Source organism: Saccharopolyspora antimicrobica, from assembly GCF_003635025.1.
GTDB classification, from domain to species: domain Bacteria; phylum Actinomycetota; class Actinomycetes; order Mycobacteriales; family Pseudonocardiaceae; genus Saccharopolyspora; species Saccharopolyspora antimicrobica.
Genome location: NZ_RBXX01000002.1, coordinates 1058345 through 1075256 on the forward strand (window position 1 = coordinate 1058345; position 16912 = coordinate 1075256).

The 16912-nt window shown below is 71.5% G+C and carries 15 protein-coding genes; 10 read left to right on the forward strand and 5 right to left on the reverse strand.

Features of this window, described 5'->3' with window-relative positions:
• The first annotated feature begins 4 nt into the window (after positions 1–4).
• Together ATL45_RS05625 and ATL45_RS05630 are read left to right on the forward strand one after the other, a co-directional pair.
• Positions 5–1219, forward strand: coding sequence for a GNAT family N-acetyltransferase (locus ATL45_RS05625; RefSeq protein WP_093152396.1), 1215 nt, complete (start codon positions 5–7; stop codon positions 1217–1219).
• A 72-nt stretch (positions 1220–1291) separates the two neighbouring features.
• Positions 1292–2032 carry a coiled-coil domain-containing protein gene (locus ATL45_RS05630; RefSeq protein WP_093152400.1) on the forward strand — a complete coding sequence of 247 codons (741 nt, stop codon included), beginning with the start codon at positions 1292–1294 and terminating at the stop codon, positions 2030–2032.
• Positions 2033–2188: 156 nt separating this feature from the next.
• Here ATL45_RS05630 and ATL45_RS05635 read toward each other — a convergent pair whose 3' ends face one another.
• The 3 genes from ATL45_RS05635 to ATL45_RS05645 are packed head-to-tail and all read right to left on the reverse strand — an operon-like array spanning position 2189 to position 3805.
• Positions 2189–2998, reverse strand: coding sequence for an Fpg/Nei family DNA glycosylase (locus tag ATL45_RS05635; RefSeq protein WP_093152402.1), 810 nt, complete (start codon positions 2996–2998; stop codon positions 2189–2191).
• Positions 2999–3016: 18 nt separating this feature from the next.
• Positions 3017–3331 (reverse strand): hypothetical protein, encoded by a 315-nt coding sequence (locus ATL45_RS05640; RefSeq protein ID WP_093152405.1) that lies wholly within the window; start codon positions 3329–3331, stop codon positions 3017–3019.
• A 3-nt stretch (positions 3332–3334) separates the two neighbouring features.
• Complete coding sequence (locus ATL45_RS05645; protein WP_093152408.1) at positions 3335–3805, reverse strand: ribose-5-phosphate isomerase; 471 nt, start codon at positions 3803–3805, stop codon at positions 3335–3337.
• Between the two features lie 159 nt (positions 3806–3964).
• On the opposite strand from ATL45_RS05645, the gene ATL45_RS05650 reads away from it, so the two are divergent.
• The 6 genes from ATL45_RS05650 (at position 3965) to ATL45_RS05675 (ending at position 11558) form a co-directional block, all read left to right on the forward strand.
• Entirely contained in the window at positions 3965–4642 is a 678-nt protein-coding gene (locus ATL45_RS05650) for a 2-phosphosulfolactate phosphatase (RefSeq protein ID WP_093152410.1), read from the forward strand.
• A complete protein-coding gene (locus ATL45_RS05655; RefSeq protein ID WP_093152413.1) occupies positions 4639–5427 on the forward strand; it encodes an MBL fold metallo-hydrolase in 789 nt (262 codons plus the stop codon). Before ATL45_RS05650 ends, ATL45_RS05655 begins: the two co-directional genes overlap by 4 nt.
• A 211-nt stretch (positions 5428–5638) precedes the next feature.
• The gene (locus ATL45_RS05660) at positions 5639–6217 is read left to right on the forward strand and encodes a YbaB/EbfC family nucleoid-associated protein (protein ID WP_093152415.1); all 579 of its coding nucleotides are present in this window, start codon (positions 5639–5641) and stop codon (positions 6215–6217) included.
• Positions 6214–6543 carry a WXG100 family type VII secretion target gene (locus tag ATL45_RS05665; RefSeq protein WP_235863476.1) on the forward strand — a complete coding sequence of 110 codons (330 nt, stop codon included), beginning with the start codon at positions 6214–6216 and terminating at the stop codon, positions 6541–6543. Before ATL45_RS05660 ends, ATL45_RS05665 begins: the two co-directional genes overlap by 4 nt.
• A gap of 14 nt (positions 6544–6557) precedes the next feature.
• Complete coding sequence (locus tag ATL45_RS05670) at positions 6558–10916, forward strand: WXG100-like domain-containing protein (RefSeq protein ID WP_093152418.1); 4359 nt, start codon at positions 6558–6560, stop codon at positions 10914–10916.
• 78 nt (positions 10917–10994) lie between these two features.
• Positions 10995–11558 carry a suppressor of fused domain protein gene (locus tag ATL45_RS05675; RefSeq protein ID WP_093152420.1) on the forward strand — a complete coding sequence of 188 codons (564 nt, stop codon included), beginning with the start codon at positions 10995–10997 and terminating at the stop codon, positions 11556–11558.
• A gap of 63 nt (positions 11559–11621) precedes the next feature.
• Here ATL45_RS05675 and ATL45_RS05680 read toward each other — a convergent pair whose 3' ends face one another.
• Together ATL45_RS05680 and ATL45_RS05685 are read right to left on the reverse strand one after the other, a co-directional pair.
• The gene (locus ATL45_RS05680; RefSeq protein WP_211841184.1) at positions 11622–12269 is read right to left on the reverse strand and encodes an endonuclease V; all 648 of its coding nucleotides are present in this window, start codon (positions 12267–12269) and stop codon (positions 11622–11624) included.
• A 104-nt stretch (positions 12270–12373) separates the two neighbouring features.
• Entirely contained in the window at positions 12374–12988 is a 615-nt protein-coding gene (locus ATL45_RS05685; protein ID WP_093152423.1) for a mycothiol-dependent nitroreductase Rv2466c family protein, read from the reverse strand.
• Between the two features lie 219 nt (positions 12989–13207).
• Between ATL45_RS05685 and pepN the strand changes: the two genes are divergently transcribed.
• Both pepN and ATL45_RS05695 read left to right on the forward strand, forming a co-directional pair.
• Positions 13208–15784, forward strand: coding sequence for an aminopeptidase N (pepN, locus tag ATL45_RS05690; protein WP_093152425.1), 2577 nt, complete (start codon positions 13208–13210; stop codon positions 15782–15784).
• 320 nt (positions 15785–16104) lie between these two features.
• Positions 16105–16887, forward strand: a complete 783-nt coding sequence (locus ATL45_RS05695) for a DNA-binding transcriptional response regulator (protein ID WP_093152428.1) — start codon at positions 16105–16107, stop codon at positions 16885–16887.
• Positions 16888–16912 lie beyond the last annotated feature (25 nt).

Below are 16912 nucleotides of genomic sequence, written 5' to 3' on the forward strand. Positions count from 1 at the left end.
CTGCATGGGTGAGCTCCGCACGCGCAGCCTCCGGGCCGACGAGGCCGAAGCGTTCTTCGACGTCTTCTCCGCCGCGTTCCTCAACGATTCGCTCAAGTCCTCAGGTGAGCTGTACGGCCCCGCGTTCCGCATGGAACACGCGCACGGCGTGTTCGACGGCGACGAGATGATCGGCGGGGCCGCGCGGCTGGAGCAGGAGATCACCGTGCCGGGGCCGGCGCAGTGCCCGGTCGGGGCGGTGACCGGTGTGGGCGTCGCGCCGGGCAACCGGCGGCGCGGCGTGCTGACCGCGCTGATGCGTGCCCAGCTGGACGCGCTGCACGAGAACGGCACGCCGATCGCGGCGCTGTTCGCGTCGGAAGCGGGCATCTACGGCCGGTTCGGCTACGCGCCGGCCAGCTTCGAGAGCCATCTGGTGGTGCCGCGCGGCGCCGCGTTCCTGCCCACCGCGGAGGTCGATGGACGGCGGGTCCGCGAGGTCGGCCGGGAGCAGGGAACGGAGATCGCGCAGGCCTGCTACTCAGCGGCCGCGGCGGCACGCACCGGCTGGTTGTCCCGCAGCGACGGCTCCTGGCAGGCCCGCGTGCTGGACTGGCCCGCCGTGCGCAGCGACCTCAGCGCGCCCCGGTTCGCGGTGCACCCCGACGGATACGTCATCTACCGGGCCAAGCGGGCGTGGACTCCGCGCGGCCCCGCATACCAGCTGCACGTGGCGGAGCTCGTGGCCACGACCCCGCAGGCCTACGCCGCGCTGTGGCGGTACTTGCTGGACTTCGACCTGGTCGCCGAGGTGCACTGGCGCAAGGCCGCTATCGACGAGCCGGTGCTCGACATGCTCGTCGACCCGCGCGCCGTCGACCGCCGGGTGGTCGACGGGTTGTGGGTGCGGCTGGTCGACCTGGACCGGGCGCTGATGACCCGCCGCTACGCCGCTCCGGTCGACGTGGTCCTCGACGTCACCGACCGCTTCTGCCCGTGGAACGAAGGCCGCTGGCGGCTGCGCACCGACGCCACCGGCTCGACCACCGCGATCCGGACGGAGGACGCCGGGCAGCTCTCGCTGGACATCACCGATCTCGCGGCCGCGTACCTGGGCGGCAGCGCGCTGGCCGCGCTGGCGCGCTCCGGAAGGGTCGTCGAGCACGAGCCGGGGGCGCTGGTCGCGACGTCCCGGGCGTTCGCGACCGACTGCGCACCGCACTGCCAGGAAGGCTTCTGATCACCCGTTCGTGCGATGGTCGAGGTACTGTCGATGTGGACCGATTAGTCCGGTTTTCGGGGAGGTCCTCCGGTGAACACCGCCGTCCTGATCATCGCGGTCGCACTCGTGGTGATCGCCGCCGCGATCTGGTGGTCCCGCAAGAAGGCCCTTGAGCACCAGCAGAAGCAGCTGGCGGACGCGAAGGCCGAAGCGCGCCGCTGGGTGGAGCGGCTCGGCGGGCAGGTGCTCAACCTGATCGGCACCAACGAGGCCGCCAAGCAGGCGCTGGCCGACGCCTCGGAGCGGCACGGCGCCGCCGTCTCCCAGCTGGATCAGGCCACCACCGAGCAGCAGGCCCGGCTGACCAGCGAATCCGCGCTGGAGGGGCTCTACTACGTGCGGGCGGCGCGGATCGCCATGGACATGGACCCGGGCCCCGAGCTGCCCGACTTGTCCGGCCAGCGCGGCGCGGGCAAGGTCACCGAGGTCCGCGAGGTCGAGGTGGAGGGCCGCCAGCAGGTGGCCTCGCCGAATCCGAGCGAGCAGACGCCGCACTTCTACCCCGGCGGCACGGTGGCCGGCCGCCCGGTGCCGCAGGGCTGGTACAGCGAGCCGTGGTGGAAGCCCGCTCTGGTCGCAGGAGCCTGGGGCGTGGGCTCGTTCGTGCTGATGAGCGCCCTGTTCGGCGGAATGGCGGGAGTCCCGGCGGAAGCGGCCTACGCGGAGGGCTACCAGGACGGCATGGACACCGGCGACCCGGGCGCGGACTTCGGCGACCCGGGCGCGGACACCGGCGGCGATTTCGGCGACTTCGGCGACTTCGGCTTCTGACGGACCCGACGAACTCCCTCGGTCACCCGTCGATCCCGGACCGATGCAATTTCAATTGAAATCAGACGTCTGATTTCAATTGAAATTGCGGAAGTCCTTCCCCGGACGGGCCAGACGTCGGCGTGTCGGGGCCCGACGCACCAGTGGCGCGTCGGGTCACTCGGGCTGGCAGGTGGGGCACCAGTAGAGCTTGCGGCCGGAGAGGTCCGCGGTGGCGACCGGTGTGCCGCAGATCAGGCAGGGCATGGCCGCCCGGCGGTAGACGTAGACCTCGCCGCCGTGCCGGTCCTGGCGCGGCGCGCGGCCGGTGGCCTCGGGCATGTGCTCCGGTCGCACCGTGTCGATGCGCCCCACCCGGACCCCGTCGGTCATCAGCTCGACCAGGTCCGCCCAGATCAGCTCCCACTGCTCGCGGGTGAGCGCGCGCCCGGGCGTGTAGGGCGGGATGCCGTGCCGGAACAGCACTTCCGCGCGGTAGACGTTGCCGACCCCGGCCAGCACCTTCTGGTCCAGCAGCAGCGCCGCGATGCTCGTGCGGGAGCGGGAGATCCGCGTCCAGGCGCGTTCCGGGTCGGCGTCGGCGCGCAGCGGGTCCGGGCCCAGCCGGGCCCGCAAGGTCTCGACCTCGTCGCCGGTCAGCAGTTCGCAGGCCGTCGGGCCGCGGAGATCCGTCCAGTGCGTCTCGCCGACGATCCGCATCCGCACCTGGCCGCGCGGCTCCAGCACCGGGAGCTCGGATTCGCTGAACGTGCCGTAGAGCCCGAGGTGGACGTGGACGATCCGGTCCGGGCCGTAGTGGTGGAACAGGTGCTTGCCGTGCGCTTCCGCGCGTTCCAGCACCGAGCCGTCGAGCAGCGAAGCGCTCGACGCGAAGCGCCCCTGCGGGCTGCCCACCCGGACTCGCGTGCCCGCGAACAGCTCGTCGTGCACCCCGGCGAGCCGGTGCAGGGTGTGGCCTTCGGGCATGTCAGCGCTTGTTCCTGGTCAGACGGTGATCCACAGCACGACCGACTCGGCGAGGTAGGCCGCCACGCACCACAGCGCGATGTGCAGGCCACGACCGACCGGCCGATCGCTGCGCCGGAGGAGGAATCCGGCGATGAGGGAGATGAGCGGCGCCAGGACCGCTCCGACGATCAGCCACAGGCCGATGCCGAGCGCGCAGTCCGGCGCTGGGCAGAGCGCCTCCACCAGGGTCGGCGAGAGCGTGCTCTGCCCGAAGAAGAGCACCAGCACGCCGACCGCCGTCGCCGCCACCGCCACGAGCGGTGTCAGCACTGCGGGGCGTGCTGGTGCCATCGGTCAGTTCCCGGGCAGCGCCGGGGGCTCGCCGGTCTTCTCGTAGTCGGTGAGCAGGTCGATGCGCCGCTGGTGGCGGCCGCCCTCGAAGTCCGTGGTCAGGAAGGCCTCGACGATCGCCTCGGCCTCCTCGACGGTGTGCATCCGCGCACCGACGCCGGCCAGCAGCGCGTTGTTGTGCTGACGGGCCAGCTTGGCGGTCTCGACGCTCCAGGCCAGCGCGGCTCGCGCGCCGGGGACCTTGTTCGCGGCGATCTGCTCGCCGTTGCCCGAGCCACCGAGGACCAGCCCGAGGCTGCCCTCGTCGGCGACGACGCGGCGAGCGGTCTCAACGCAGAAGGGCGGGTAGTCGTCCTGAGCGTCGTATTCCGCGGGGCCGATGTCGGTCACTTCGTGACCCTTGTCGGTCAGCCACTTGACGAGGTGGTTCTTGAGTTCGTATCCGGCGTGGTCGGAGCCGATGTAGACGCGCACGTCGGCAGTCTGACAGATCCGCCTCCCCGCGATTGACAGTGGTGGTTGCGTTCGGGCGTGATCTCGCGTTTCGGGGGTTTCTCGTGGCCGGATTGCGTCACGGTCCCCTGCGGTGCGGCTGATCGAGGCGGGGTTGCGACACTGGCTACCCTTCCCGACATGACCAGCGTCGATGTGCACGTGGACTGGGGTTTGCCGGGCCTGCGCGCTATGTCGGAATTCCCGGTTCTGGTGATCGTCGACGTGCTCTCGTTCTCCACCGCCGTCGACATCGCGACCAGCCGCGGAGCGCGGGTGCTGCCCATGCGCTCGCGGTACGACACGATTCCGGACGACATCGTGCTGGCTTGGGCGCGCAGCCACAAGCACTGGTCGCTGAGCCCGTCCTCTTTGCAGACCATCCCCTCGGACGCCCGGCTGGGCCTGCCGTCGCCGAACGGCGCGACGCTGTGCTCCTCCGCCGGGAACGCGACCGTTTTCGCTGGTTGCCTGCGCAATGCCGAGGCCGTGGCCGCAGCCGCTGCGCGCGTCGGCGGGCCGGTCGGCGTGGTCGCGGGCGGCGAGCGCCGGGACGGCGAGCTGCGGCCTGCCATCGAGGACCTGCTCGGCGCGGGCGCGATCATCACCGCGCTGCCCGGCCGCCGCTCCCCCGAAGCCGAACTCGCAGCCGCCGCCTTCGTCGCCGTGCGGGACAACGTCGCCGACCTGCTCGCCGACTGCGACTCCGGCCGCGAACTCGCCGAGATGGGATTCGCCCACGACGTCGACCTGGCCGCAGCCGTCAACGCCAGCCGGACCGCACCGGTGCTGCGCGACGGCTTCCTGGAAGCCTCGTGAGCTGGCACGAGGTCGGGCCGGACGTGTTCGTGCGGCGCTACGACGAGCTCGACCTGTCCGTCGGGTTGGTGCTCGGCGGCGAGTTCGCGCTGGTCATCGACACCCGTGGTGATCACGCGCAGGGCGCCGAGCTGGCCGCCGCGGTGCGGCGGATCACCGCGCTGCCGTGGCAGGTGGCGATCACGCACGGCCACTTCGACCACTGCTTCGGGACCAGCGCCTTCCTGCCCGCACCGGTCTGGGCGCACGAGCGCTGCCCCGGATTCCTGGCCTCGACCGCCGATCAGCAGCGCGCCGAGTGGGTCGCGCACTACCGCCGCGAGGGCTCCGACGACATCGCCGACGCGCTCGCCCGGTCGGCCCCGGACCAGCCGGACCGACTGGTATCGGACCGCGCCGACCTCGACCTGGGCGGTCGCACCGTCCAGCTGATCCACCCCGGCTCCGGCCACACCGATCACGACCTGGTCATCGCGGTGCCCGATGCCGGAGTGGTGTTCGCGGGCGACCTCGTCGAGCAGGGCGCCCCGCCGGACTTCGGCGATGCCCGCCCCGAATCCTGGCCCGCCGCGGTGGACGGAATCCTCGCGCTCGCGCCCGCCGTCGTCGTGCCGGGCCACGGCGAGCCTGTCGGCCCGGAGTTCGTGCGCGCCCAGCGAGCCGAACTCGCCGCGGTCGCCGGGCTCTGCCGGGACCACCGGCTCGGCCGCCTTTCGGCGGAACAGGCCCTCCGCCGCTCGCCCTATCCCGCGGAAACGACCCGCATCGCGCTGAACCGGTCCTGACCAGCCCGGAACCCGGCACAACGCGCAGACGGCCCGAAAAAGCTGCTCCGAACGCATCTCTCACTAGGCCGTTCAGAGTCATTTGCGCCACCTGCGGCACCGTTCCGATAACGCGAACGTCATCCTTCTCTGAACACCCTGCGAACGGGTGTCCCGATTCCCGCACTCGCGGCTCGTGGTTTCGACGGCGAAGGACAGGTGGAAGGCGAGCATGTCCGGACGTGACGACTTCGAGGCAGGTCGCCAGGACCTGGCCGCGCGCAATGCCGCACTGCGGGACCAGATCGACACCATGCTCTCCGACCTGCGCCGCCGCACCGCCGGGATCCAGGAGAAGCAGGACGCGGCCGCGCGCCAGACCTTCGAGGTCGCCTCGGACGACGGCATGGTGACCGTCCGGGTGGACGCGACCGGGACCGTGCAGGAGCTGGCCCTGTCGTCGAAGGCGTTCGAGCGCACCACTCCCGAGAAGCTGGCGCGCAGCATCACCAGCGTGATCCGCGAGGCGTCCGGCACCGCCCAGCGGCAGCTGCAGTCCGAGTTCGCGCCGCTGGCCGACACCTCCGACGTCCCGGAGATCCCCGGCGTCCCGTCGCTGGCCGGCCTGCTGACCCGGGGCCCGCTGGTCCAGCCGCCCGATCCCGAGCTCGAGCGCAGGCAGCGCCGCGAGGAGGACACCGCAGCCGCGTCGAGCAACCGGTCCGAACCGCCGCAGGTGCGCACCAAGCCGGAAGACGACTGGGACGACGACTGGAACTGGGACGACAACCGGCGAGGGGGCCGCCGATGAGCGACCAGATGCGGATGCAGCCCGAGGAGATCCGCACCGGTGGCAAGAAGATCGGCGACTCCGGTGACGACCTCGACCAGGTGCTGACCGCGCTGAAGTCCGCGCTGGACGGCGAGGGCGAGTGCTGGGGCGGCGACGAGGCCGGGCAGACCTTCGCCAAGGACTACACCCAGGGCCGCGACAGCGTTTTCGAAAGCCTGCAGAAGGTCGTCGAGGCCCTGGGCAACATCGACGACAACCTCAAGGCCACCGCCGACGACACCGAGTCCAGCGATGCCGGATCGGCATCGGACATCGGCCGGTCCGGCTCGGGCATGCCCTCGTAGGGAGTGGATGTTTCGTGAGCATCGAGATGCCCGACGAGGTCAAGTGGCTGCTGCCGATCGTGGTCGGCCAGTCCTGGCCGGAGGGCGACGAGGACGCCATGCGCCGCATGGCCGACGCGTGGCGCACCGCAGCGGAGGGGATCGGCAGCGTCAACGACGCCGCGAACCGCGGTGCCGAGCAGGCCAAGGGCGCGATGGAGGGCCAGACCTCCGACGCGTTCGCCAAGCTGTGGAAGGACATCGGCGACGGCGGCGAAGCCGCGCTGCCCAAGTTGAAGGAGGCCTGCGAGAAGCTCGCGAAGGCCTGCGACGACGCAGCGCTGGACGTCGAGCACACCAAGCTGACCATCATCGCCTCGCTGATCGCGCTGGCCATCCAGATCGCGGCGATGATCGCAGCCGCTCCGGTCACCTTCGGCGCATCGACCGCCGGAATCGCCGCCGCGCAGGCGGTCACCCGCACCGTGGTGATGCAGATCTTCCGGCAGCTCGTCATGAGCATCCTGAAGAACGTCGCCATCGAGATCGCCACCTCGGTCGCGATCGAGTTCGCGGTGCAGGGCGTGCAGATCGCCTCCGGTGAGCGCGACGGCTTCGACGGCGGCAAGTTCAAGGACGCGGCGATCTCCGGCGCCATCGGCGGAGCCGTGGGCGGCGTGTTCGAGGGCGCGGGCAAGGCGTTCGGCAAGCAGGCAGGCGAAGCGGTGGGCGACGCCGCGGGCGGAGCGGCCACGACCGCGGGCCGCGCAGCGGGCGACGCGGCGGGCGAAGCCGCCGGCGAAGCGGCGGAGAACGCCGCGGCGGCGCTCGGCAAGACGGCGCTGAAGGAGGGCGCGCTCGGCGCCGCCGAAGGCGCGGTGGGCAGCGTCGCGGAGCAGCTGATCACCGAGGGCAAGGTCGACTGGGGCGAGGTCGGCACGGGTGCGCTGTCCGGCGGTGTGACCGGCGCCGGGATGGGCGCGGGCGGCGAAGCCCTCGGCCGGGCGGGCAACGTCGACGTCCCCGACACCAGCACCGGTGGCACCGGCGGCGACGGCTCGGGCGGTGGACCGACCTCGGGCGGGAACGGTTCGGGTGGCGACGGCGGATCGGGCTCCGGCGGCAATGGTTCCGGCGACGGCAGCACGAGCTCCGGCGGGAACGGCTCTGGCGGGCCGACCTCCGGTGGCGACGGCAGCGGTTCCAGCAGCACGGATCCGTCCGGCACGAGTTCCGGTGGTTCTGGGTCCGACGGAGGGCCCACCGGCCGGCCCGGTGACGGCAGCAGCGGCTCGGGCGGCGATTCCACCGCTGGCTCCGACGGTGGGGTGTCGACGACGAGCCACGGCGGCGACGGCGGCACGGGCTCCGGCGGTTCTCCCGGCGACGGTTCTCCGGGCGGCAGCTCCAGCTCGTCGCAAGGCGGTTCCCCGAACGGCAGCACCGATTCCCATTCCACGGCAGGTGGTTCCGGCTCCTCGCACAGCAGCGGCGATGGGAACTCCGGAGGCGGCTCGAATTCCGCGTCCTCGCAAGGTGATTCACCGCGTTCGGACACCGGTTCCACGAGCTCCTCGGATTCGCCGCGCTCGTCAGGCGAATCCGGTCAGTCCCGTGTGGACTCCGGCGGCTCGTCGCACGGCTCCGGTGACAGCTCGACGCCGCGCAGCTCCACTCCGGACACCAGCAGCGTGAGCCACTCGTCCGGCTCCGACCCATCGAGCAGCAGCAACCCGACGCCTGGCCCGCAAGCCGACCACACCGCCGGATCGTCCTCGAGCGGCGGAACGTCCCACACGACCGCGGGCGACTCCCCTGGCGGCGGCGGAAACCCGGGTTCCGGTGGCAACAACCCGAGCGGCGGCGCAAGCCCGCAGGGCGGCGGTGCTGGCGGAGGCGTCCCGCACAGCGGTGGCGGCGGAGCCCCGCATGGCGGCGGCGGAGCCGGTGGCGGAATCCCCCACGGCGGCGGGGGCGGAGGTGTCCCGCACGGCGGCGGCGCGAGCGGTGGAGCACCGCCCAGCGGCGCAGGAGGCGGGGCGCAGCCGGACACCAGCACCTCCCCGAACACCCCGGCCAGCACGACTTCGTCCAACGTGGACGCTCCGATGGCGGCGGGTCCGACCGCTGCTGGGCCGATGCCGACGCCCAACGCACCTCGCGGCGACCAAGCCGGTTCCACCGGCAGCGCGGCGGGCGGTGGCGCCATGGGCGGCATGGCCGGTGGCCCGGGAGGTGCCGCAGGAGGCGCGCCGGCAGGTGGCGGCGGCAGCCGCCCGGGATCGGGCGGTGGCTGGACCGGGACCTCGGGCACGCCCGGCGCGGCAGCCCGCCCGATCGGCGGCGACCCGGGCCCTCGACCGGACACCGGCCGACCCGGCCCATCACGCCAGGACGGCGGCCGCCCGACCGACGCGGCACCGCGCGGGTCGACGGCACCGCCCCGCCCGCACAACGCACCTCCAGCAGTGCCGCCCCACCGCGGTCCCGACGGCGGACCACCACGTCCGCAGCAGAACGGACCGACCACTCCCCCGGTCGGCCAGCGCCCTGACGGTGCCGCTCCACGACCGGACGGCCCACCGCGCCCCGACGGAACCGGGCCACGACCGGACAGCGGCCAGGCACGGCCGGACACCAACCCGAGGCCCAACGGCCCGGCGCGCCCTGACACGAGCGCTCCGCCGCGTCCGGAGAGCACCGGCCCACGACCGGACGGGACGACAAGCCCCACCAGTGCAGGGCCACGTCCGGACACCTCACCGCGACCGGACGGAGCCGGACCGCGCCCCGACAACATTGCGCCACGTCCCGACGGCGCACGCCCGGACACGACCGCACCGCGACCCGACGGCGCCCGTCCGGACCCGGCTCCGCGCCCGGACGGCAGGACGCCCGACGCGCAGGGCACCAGGCCCGATGCGGGCACCCACGACCCGAAGAGCTCCGGCCCGGACGGCGCGGACCCGTCGCGCCCGAAGGACTCCGGCCCGGACGGGCCCGAGAACCGCCCGGACACCGATCCGCACCGCGACGGCGACGCGGAACCGGGCACCCCGGAACGCCAGCAGCAGATCGACGAGGCCGAAGCCAACCGCGAGTCCACTCCGGGCGGTTCGTCGTTCCACACCGACCCGAACATGCGCGACCTCGCGCAGCGGGTGCCCGACGACGGCGTCCACCACACGGTCGACGTGCACGCCTTGCCGGACGGCCGCGTCCGCGTCGGCGACCGCACGTTCAGCGCGCAGGAGTTCGCGGACATGCTCCGCCGCGACCCGAACTGGGACGGCAAGCCGATCCGCCTGCTCTCCTGCGACGCGGGCACCAGCGGCCTGGCCCGAGACCTCTCCCGTGAGCTCGGCGTCCCGGTGACGGCGCCCCGCGGCCTGGCCTGGACCGACGGCAACGGCCGCGTCTTCGCCTCCGACATGGGCCCCGACGGCCGCCCGGGCTGGCCGCCGAACGGAGGCTGGGACACCCACAACCCGGACGGCACCCAGACCCCGGCCAGCAACGACGGCTTCCACCCGTCCCGGGACGGCGAGGATCCGGGTTCCCAACCCGACGACGCCGAGGCGCGGGGGAACCGGACGCCGCTCGATCCCGACGAGATCGACAGGCGGCGCGACGCGCTTCCGCAGAAGTACTACCTCTACGACGGCGGGCACGAAGCCCGGCTGCGCAGCGGCGAATCCGGCCCGCTGCTGCGCTGGGACGGTGACGCGGACAACGGCAACGGCGCGTGGGTGGAGCGCGAAGGCACGCTCGAACCGACGCCGGACACACCCGATCACCTCAGGAACGACGACAACCTGATGCGGTACGTCTACGAAGGCGATCGCCCGTCGTTCTCGGCAGGCACGAAGTACGCCGTCTACCAGAACACCGCGATGAACGCGGACGGTTCCTACCGGTGCGCGGTGTCCGATCGCCCCATTCCGGTGATGATGCAGGAGGACGGAACGACACCTCGGTTCTACGAAATCGACAACGGCCGCCGAGTGGAGACGACTCCGCCGGACTGGTACGTGAACGGCGAGGAACCGCCGGCACCTCCGCACGACAAATTCACCATCCCGGAATCCGGTCGGTCGCACATGGGCCACCTCGACGACTACGAGTACTGGCGGCAGCGGCATTTCGCGCTCAACCACGAAATGACCACGCAGCAGTACGAAAGCATGTACGACCACCCCGGCCACTACCGGCTCGAGCTCAAGGAGGAGAACGAGGGCCACGGGCACGAGTCGACGGACCCCGGCTACGGGGAATATCCGGCCCTCTTCAAGAAGCTCTTCCAGAACGAGACATTGGCCCCGATTCCACTCGCACCGACGGATCCGGACCAGATTTACAAAGGAGCGCCGAAACTCGGCGATCCGCGCCGCTGATAGGGTCGCACCCCTGGATCAGATCGTGCGCGCAGCACCACGTCCTCGAACCGGGAAACGCCAGGAAAAGGAGCTCCCGTGTCAACCTCCCAGCCGTCCCCCGGCCTCCTCGAACACCTCGAACAGCGGCTCGGCCCCGTGCGGCAGGTCGAATCCGCCAAGTCCGACAGGGGAAACCGCGGCTACGACCTGGCGTTCTACCGCGCGGAGGAATCGTCGGTCAGCACGGTGGTGACGAACGGACTGCGCTTCCAGCCGATCACCTCGATGATGCCGGAGGAACTCGTCTGCTCGCTGCGATCGGACCAGCAGCACATCGCGCACTACCTGGTCGACTCGATCGCTTCGATGATCATCCGGAACCGAACGGGAATGGAATACGGCTCGGTTTTCCAGAACGATCAGCCCATCGTCGAGGGAACCGAGATCACCGCCGTCATCGCGCACACCAGCCCGTTGTTCGACGAAGCGTTCAACCTCTTCCCGAACGACCAGGCGCCGACCCTGCAGCTCATCTCGCTGGTTCCGATCACGAACGCCGAGGTCGAATTCGTCGAGAACGAAGGCGCGGACACGCTCTTCGAAGTCTTCCACCTCAACCGGACCGATCTCTTCGACGTCCGTCGCGGCTCCGCGGTCTGACATCCACCGGCCGGCTCGCTCGGCGGACAGCTCCCGGGCTCTCGTGGACGAGGCACCGGGACCTCAAGGTTGCATCCGGCCCAGGTGGTCGGCTGTCCGGGTGGTTTCCGGGAGGCGGTACTTCGGGGTCAGGCGGAGGACCAGCTCGCAGGCCGCGTCGAGGGTGCAGCGGTGGCCCACCGAGACGAAGACCGGCTTCACGCCGCTCTGGGTGCGGAGGGCCCTGCCGACGACTTCGTCGTCCAGGTGCAGCGGTGACCACTCACCCCGTTCCTCGCCCGGCGGCTCGTAGCTGCCCATCGCCGTCTTGCCCACGCCGATCGCGGGGAGGCCCGTCAGGACACCGAGGTGGCAGGCCAGGCCGAAGCGGCGCGGGTGGGCCAAGCCCTGGCCGTCGCAGACCAGGACGTCCGGCCGAACCGACAGCTCGTCCAACGCCGCCAGCAGCGGCGGCGCCTCGCGGAAGGCGAACAGGCCTGGTATGTAAGGAAATTCGGCCTTCCCGCGCACCACTGCACTGTCCACAACGGACAACGTCGTCACGTCCAGGACGGTGATCGCGGCGACGATCTCGTCCTCGTCGCGGTAGGCCACGTCCAGGCCCGCTGCCGTGCGGATCGGCGGTGGCTCTTCGATGCGGACCAGCGGGCGCAGGCGCTCCTGGATCGCGACGGCTTCGGACTCCGTCTTCGGCCACTCGTGCGGGATCACACCGCGGATCGTAGTCGTGGGCGCGGCGACCGGCCGGAGCCGGTTTCCGCGCCCACCACCGGAAACTCCGGTAACACCGGGAAAAACCCGATCCCCCGCGAAGATCAGTCGAAGCGGGGCGATTCGGTGCGGGTGCGCTTCAGCTCGAAGAAGTACGGGTAGGAGGCCAGGGCGACCGCGCCGTCGAACAGCTTCGCGGCCTCCTCTCCGCGCGGGATGCGGGTGATCACCGGGCCGAAGAACGCCACCCCGTCGACGTGCAGGGTCGGGGTGCCGACCTCGTCGCCGACCGGGTCCATGCCGGCGTGGTGGCTGGCGCGCAGCTCCTCGTCGTAGTCGGTGCTGGTGGCCGCGTCGGCCAGCGACTCCGGGAGCCCCACCTCGGCCAGCGAGTCGCGGATGACCTGCGCGTAGTCCTTCTCGCCGCGGTCGTGCAGGCGGGTCCCCAGCGCCGTGTACAGCGGCGACAGCACCTCGTCGCCGTGGTGCTTGGCCGCGGCGATGGCCACCCGGACCGGGCCCCACGCGTTGTCCAGCAGCTCCCGGTAGTCCGCGGGCAGATCGCGGCCCTCGTTGAGCACCGACAGGCTCATCACCCGGAAGTGCAAATCGATGTCGCGCACCTTCTCGACTTCGAGTATCCAGCGCGAGGACACCCAGGCGAACGGGCACACCGGGTCGAAGTAGAAGTCGACGCGCGGGCGGGCGGTGGACGTCATGCGGCCTCCAGGATCTCGGGGAATCGTCGGCGGGCGCTTTCGGATGCGCTCCTCCGAGGGAACAAACCCCGGTGCGGGCGATTATCTTCCCGACACGCCGAGCTTCCGCGCGGACCACGCCGGGGCGCGGGCCCGCACGCGGTCGTGATTTGATTCCTGCGCCAGGTCGCCGCCGGGCGTGCCTGGACCAACCAGTCCCGACGAGCAACGAGGTGATCCGTGGCCCCGCCGAACCTCACCCGCGAACAGGCCGAGCAGCGCGCTGCGCTGCTGGAGGTCCAGTCCTACGACATCGAACTGGACCTGTCCGCGGGCGCGGGTGGGCCGGACGTGGAGACGTTCGGTTCCACCACCACGGTGCGGTTCCGCAGCGCGCAGGCGGGGGTCGACAGCTGGATCGACCTGGTAGCCGACCGGGTGCGCGGTGCCGTGCTGAACGGCGTCGAGCTCGACGTCTCCGACTACGACGAGTCCACCGGCATCCGGCTGCCGAACCTGGCCGCCGAGAACGAGCTCGTGGTGCGCGCCGACTGCGCCTACACCAACACCGGTGAAGGCCTGCACCGGTTCATCGACCCGGTCGACGGCGGCGTCTACCTCTACAGCCAGTTCGAAACCGCCGACGCCAAGCGGATGTTCACCTGCTTCGACCAGCCGGACCTCAAGGCCGTCTACCGGATCACGGTGGACGCCCCGGCGTCGTGGAAGGTCATCTCCAACGCCACCGCGGAGGTCGCCGACGCGGCCGACGGCGTCAAGCGGCACACCTTCGCCACCACCGAGAAGATGTCGACCTACCTGGTCGCGCTGGTGGCCGGGCCCTACGCGGAGTGGCGCGACGTCTTCCCCGGTGAGGACGGCCAGGCCGAGATCCCGCTGGGCATCTACTGCCGCGCCTCGCTGGCCGAGCACCTCGACGCGGAGCGGCTGTTCACCGAGACGAAGCAGGGCTTCGGCTTCTACCACAAGGCGTTCGGGGTGCCGTACCCGTTCGGCAAGTACGACCAGTGCTTCGTGCCGGAGTTCAACGCGGGCGCGATGGAGAACGCCGGCTGCGTGACCTTCCTGGAGGACTACGTCTTCCGGTCGAAGGTCACCGGCTACCTCTACGAGCGGCGCTGCGAGACGGTGCTGCACGAGATGGCGCACATGTGGTTCGGCGACCTGGTGACCATGCGCTGGTGGAACGACCTGTGGCTCAACGAGTCCTTCGCCACCTGGGCCAGCGTGCTCGCGCAGGTCGGCGCCACCGAGTACGACAGCGCGTGGACGACCTTCGCCAGCGTGGAGAAGTCCTGGGCGTACCGGCAGGACCAGCTGCCCTCCACCCACCCGGTGGCCGCCGACATCCCGGACCTGCAGGCCGTGGAGGTCAACTTCGACGGCATCACCTACGCCAAGGGTGCCTCGGTGCTCAAGCAGCTGGTGGCCTACGTCGGGCTGGAGAACTTCCTGGCCGGGCTGCGGGTCTACTTCGACCGGCACGCCTGGGGCAACGCGACCCTGGACGACCTGCTGCGCGCGCTGGAGGAGGCCTCCGGCCGCGACCTGTCGTGGTGGAGCGCGCAGTGGCTGGAGACCACCGGCCTGAACATGCTGCGGCCGCGGTTCAGCACCGATGACGAGGGCCGGTTCACCTCGTTCTCGGTGGTGCAGAACGGCGCCCGACCGGGGGCCGGCGAGCTGCGCACGCACCGGCTGGCGATCGGCATCTACGACGACGAGGGCGGCAAGCTGGTGCGCAAGCACCGCGTCGAGCTCGACGTGACCGGTGAGGTCACCGAGGTGCCGGACCTGGTCGGCGTGCACCGCGGCAAGCTGGTGCTGGTCAACGACGACGACCTGACCTACTGCTCGCTGCGCTTCGACCCCGACTCGCTGGCGACGCTGATCGACCGGATCGGCGAGATCGAGGAGTCGCTGCCGCGCGCGCTGTGCTGGTCCACGGCGTGGGAGATGACCCGCGAGGCCGAGCTCAAGGCGCGCGACTTCGTCACCCTGGTGCTCGGCGCCTCCGCCGCGGGCGGTATCGGCGCGGAGAGCCAGATCGGCGTGGTGCAGCGGGTCCTGCTGCAGACCCAGACCGCGCTCGGGTCCTACGTGGACCCGTCGTGGCAGGCGGAGGGCTGGCGCCGGTTCAGCGCCCGGCTCTTCGAGCTGGCCCGCGCCGCCGAGCCCGGTTCGGACCACCAGCTGGCGTTCGTCAACTCGCTGGCCGGTTCGGTGCTGTCCGCCGAGCAGGTGGCCGAGCTGCGCGGCTGGCTGGACGGGTCGGCCCCGCTGGCCGGCCTGACCGTCGACACCGACCTGCGCTGGGCGCTGCTGCAGGCGCTGGTCGCGCACGGCGCGGCCGGTGAGTCCGAGATCGACGCGGAGCTGGAGCAGGACCAGACCGCGACCGGCCGCCGCCGCGCGGAGCGGGCGCGGGCGCTGATCCCGACGCCGGAGTCCAAGGAGAAGGCGTGGCAGCGCGCGGTGCACGACGACCAGCTGCCGAACGCGGTCAGCGACGCGATCATCGCGGGCTTCCAGCACCCGGCCCAGCGCGAGCTGCTGGCCTCCTACGTGCAGCGCTACTTCGCGGAGATCGACGAGGTCTGGCAGCGCCGCTCCAGCGAGCGCGCGCAGCCGACGGTGATCGGCCTGTTCCCGTCGTGGGCGGTGACCGACGAGACGGTCTCGGCCGCGGACGCCTGGCTGGCCGGTGAGCACGCTCCGGCGCTGCGCCGCCTGGTCTCGGAAGGCCGCGCGGGCATCGTCCGCGCCCTGGCGGCTCGGGAGTTCGACCGCTCCTGACCCGATCCGGTGATGTGCGGAGGGCGTCGCCGGCCGACCAGTTCGGCCGGCGACGCCCTCCGTTGCGTCCGGGACGCGATTTCAATGGAAATCGGACGTCTGATTTCCATTGAAATCGCGCCCGCTCCTGACACGCGACGGCGTGTCGGGACCGAGGTCGTTCACCACGTGCGGCCTCGGCGGACGCTCCTCGGCAACCACCCGGGTGGGCGAGGTTCGGGCCGCTGGTCTTTGCAAGTCACCACTCGGACACGCATGGTGATCGGACAGGTGCACTGCGTCAGGTGCGTGCTCCGGGTGCGTGAGGGGTGGGAGCGGCGATGCCCGAGCTGATCACCGCGGTCGCCCAGCTGATGTGGCCGCTGATCGCGCTGCTCGCGATCGTCGTGTTCCGGCGCGCCATCGGGCGCGTGCTGCGGACCGCCGAGAAGCGCGAGCTGGAGTTCGAGATCGGCGGCCAGAAGCTCACCATGCACCAGGTCAACGACCAGCAGAACGAGATGATCCAGGACCTGCAGCGGCAGCTCAGCACGCTCAGCAAGGAGCTGGCCGAGCGCGACCGCGCCGGCGTCGCGGAGCCACCGGTGAAGGCGGTCGTCCCGGTGCCCGCCCTGCCCGACGGCCCGGACTTCCCCGTCGAGGGCAACGGCGAGCCGCCCGATCGGGTGCCTTCCGGCAACGGCGACGGTCACGGCGAGCTGCCCGCGGTGCGGGAACCGGTCGGGCCGGAACCGTTCGCCGTGCTCTGGGTCGCCGAGAAGCCGCAGGCGCACGCGATCCTGGCCGAGCAGCTCCGGGACAACGGGGTGCGGGTCACCATGGTCACGACCACCGACGCGGCGCTGGCCGAGCTCTCGCAGCGCCCCTACCGGCTGATCGTGGAGGACATGGGCAGGCAGGAGAACGGCAGGTGGCGGCCGGACGCCGGGCTCGCGCTGCTGCGCGAGCTCCGCGACCTCGGCGTGGACACGCCGGTGATCGTGTTCAGCAGCCAGCAGCTCCAGCAGCAGTACGGCGAGCAGGCGCGGCGCTCCGGCGCGGTCGGCACCACGTCGTCGACCTACGAGATGTTCCAGAACTTCCAGAGCTTCGACCTGCTCTGACGCGAACGGCCCGCGCACCTCGTCT